The following is a 2,975-nucleotide window of genomic DNA, read 5'->3' on the forward strand; positions in this document are numbered from 1 at the left end:
TGGTCACTTTGGCGTAGAGCTCACCAGGCCGCCGCCCAGCGCGCGCACTTCAAAACAAAAAGACAACTGTAATGCTAAGATGTTGCACAAATCATAGACCGAGGACGCCCGAAGGGAAATCCGATGGCCCGCGATTCGCAAGCAGCCCTTGTTGCGCTCAATCGCTTCGGTTTCGGCGCCCGCGGCGGCGCATCCGGCGATTTCGTCAATGCGGCATCCGATCCGCGCGGCTTTGTGACATCAGAACTCAATCGCGCCAACGCCGCGCTGTTGGAGATGCCCGGGCTTTCCTCCACGCCGGCGCTCGGCAAGGCGCTGTTCGACTATCAGTTCGAGATCCAGCAGGCGCGCGACGCCGTCGCGAAATCCGCAGCGACGGAAGCGCCATCGACGGACCCCAAAGCGCAGCGCCGCAACCCGTCGCTCTCCTCGATCGCCAAGGACATGACGGCCAAGGAGCCGATGACGGCATCCGCCGACGGCAATAACGCGAATGCCGCGACGCAGCCGAATCCGCCGAAGCCGCCGCCGCAACCGGCCAACGTCATCCAGAAGACGTTTCGCACTGAAGCGCTGGCGCGCATCCAGCGCGCGAGCTTCGCCGATTGCGGATTCGTCGAGCGTCTCGTGGTGTTCTGGTCGAACCATTTCTGCATCTCCGCCAACAAGGGCGGGCTGGCGCGGATCTGGGCCGGCGCGTTCGAGCGCGAGGCGATCCGCCCGCATGTGCTCGGCCGCTTCGCCGACATGCTGAAGGCGGTCGAGCAGCATCCGGCGATGCTGTTCTTCCTCGACAACCAGCAATCGCTCGGTCCGGACTCGCGCGCCGGCATCAACCGCAACCGCGGCCTCAACGAAAACCTGGCCCGCGAGATCATGGAATTGCATACGCTCGGCGTCGGCGGCGGCTATACGCAGGACGACGTCACCTCGCTCGCGCGCGTCCTCACGGGGTGGACCTTTGCCGGACGGCAGGGGCAGCTCGGGCCATCAGGCACTTTTGTGTTCAATGCCAACGCGCATCAGCCCGGCGCGCAGCGAGTGATGGGCAAGGTCTACGAGCCGAATGGCGTGGCGCAGGGCGAGGCCGTGCTTGCCGACATCGCGCGCCATCCCTCGACGGCAAAATTCATCGCCGCCAAATTCGCGCTCCACTTCGTGGCCGACGATCCGCCGCCGGCCCTGGTGGCGCGGCTGCAGGATGTCTTCACCAGGACGGACGGCGATCTGAAGGCGCTCGCGACCGCGCTCGTCGATTCCGGTGAGGCGTGGGACGCGCCGCTGACCAAGATGCGTTCGCCCTACGAATTCCTGATCGCCTCCGGCCGGCTGCTCGGGCGCAATCCCGAAGATCCCTCCCGCTATCTGGGCGGCCTCAATGTCCTCGGCCAGCCATTGTGGTCGCCGGCCGGGCCGAACGGTTTTCCCGATACCAGCGCGGCATGGGCCGCGCCCGAAGGCATGAAGCTGCGGCTTGATATCTCGGCGCAGATTGCCTCGCGGCTTGGCGATGGCATCGACCCGCGCGAGCTGCTCGAGCTCGTCGCCGCGGACGCTGCCTCGCCGGACACGCGTCGCACCGTCGAGCGCGCGGAGTCGCGTCAGCAGGCGCTGGCGCTGCTGTTGATGTCGCCGGAATTCCAGAGGAGGTGACGATGCAATGTTGTGAAGGCCTGCGGTCGCAGGCCACCTCGCGCCGCTCTCTGCTGCTCGGCGGCGCCGCGTTCGCCGCCTGGGCCTACTTGCCGAAATTCGCACGCGCAGCGGACGGCCGCGATCCGCGGCTCGTGGTCGTGATCCTGCGCGGCGCGCTCGATGGCCTTGCGACGGTGGCGCCGATCGGCGATCCCGATTACGCCGGCTTGCATGGCTCGATCGCGCTCCGGCCGGACGGACCGAATGCGGCCGTCATGCTCGACTCCTTCTTCGGCCTGCATTCGGCAATGCCGGAATTCGCGCGGATGTATCGCGCCAGGCAGGCCGCCGTGATCCACGCGGTTGCGACCTCCTATCGCGAGCGCTCGCATTTTGATGGCCAGGACGTGCTCGAAAGCGGCTTTGCCGGTCCGGGCAGGGTGCAATCGGGCTGGCTCAACCGCGCGCTCGAAGCGTTGCCGAAAGGCGAGCGGGTGACGCACGCGCTCGCGGTTGGCCCGACGACGCCGCTGGTGCTGCGCGGCGCGGCGCCGACGGTCGGCTGGGCGCCGGTCGCGCTGCCGCAGGCCGATGACGACACCGCGATGCGCCTGCTCGAGCTGTATCAACATCGCGATCCCGCGCTCGCCTCGGCGCTCACGCAGGGCTTGCAGCTCGAGAAGGTCGCGAAAGGCGACGACATGAAGCCGAAGCCCGGCACCAATGGCGTCGGTGCGATGCGGCTGGCGGCGCGCGGCGCGGCGAAATTGATGGCAGCCGATGACGGGCCGCGGATCGGCGCGCTCGCCTTCGACGGCTGGGATACCCACGCCAAGGAGGGCGGACCGGTCGGCCGTCTCGCGCAACTGCTCGGCGGTCTCGACGGCGCGCTGGCGGAATTCGAAAGCGGGCTCGGCGAACGCTGGCGCGATACCGTGATCGTGGTCGCCACCGAGTTCGGCCGCACCGCGCGCATCAACGGCACCGAAGGCACCGACCACGGCACCGGCACCATCGCGCTGCTCGCCGGCGGCGCGGTGAAAGGCGGACGCGTGATCTCGGATTGGCCCGGCCTGAAGCCCGCCAATCTCTATCAGGGCCGCGACCTCGCACCGACCACCGATTTGCGCGCGGTGATGAAAGGCGTGCTGCACGACCAGTTCGGCCTCGCCGACCGCGTGCTGGCGGAGTCGGTTTTCCCCGACAGCCGCACCGCAAAGCCAATGCAGGGGTTGGTGGCGGTATAAGCGCGGACCTCAGCCGCGCTGTCGTCCCGGCCTTGAGCCGGGACCCATATGTGGACGGCCCCCGTGGCACAAGAGCTTTTGAGGTGATCGGAT

Annotated in this window: 2 protein-coding genes; both read left to right on the top strand. The window is 67.7% G+C overall.

All coding sequences use genetic code 11. The annotated features are described in order from the left end of the window. Positions 1–123 precede the first annotated feature (123 nt). Positions 124–1,653: a DUF1800 domain-containing protein gene (locus AAFX91_RS40420; protein ID WP_394570210.1), complete on the top strand. Its 1,530-nt coding sequence runs from the start codon at positions 124–126 to the stop codon at positions 1,651–1,653. A gap of 2 nt (positions 1,654–1,655) precedes the next feature. Further along, entirely contained in the window at positions 1,656–2,882 is a 1,227-nt protein-coding gene (locus AAFX91_RS40425; RefSeq protein ID WP_394570211.1) for a DUF1501 domain-containing protein, read from the top strand. The last annotated feature ends 93 nt before the right edge of the window (positions 2,883–2,975 follow it).

It is taken from the genome of Bradyrhizobium sp. 31Argb, assembly GCF_043638955.1.
GTDB lineage: Bacteria > Pseudomonadota > Alphaproteobacteria > Rhizobiales > Xanthobacteraceae > Bradyrhizobium.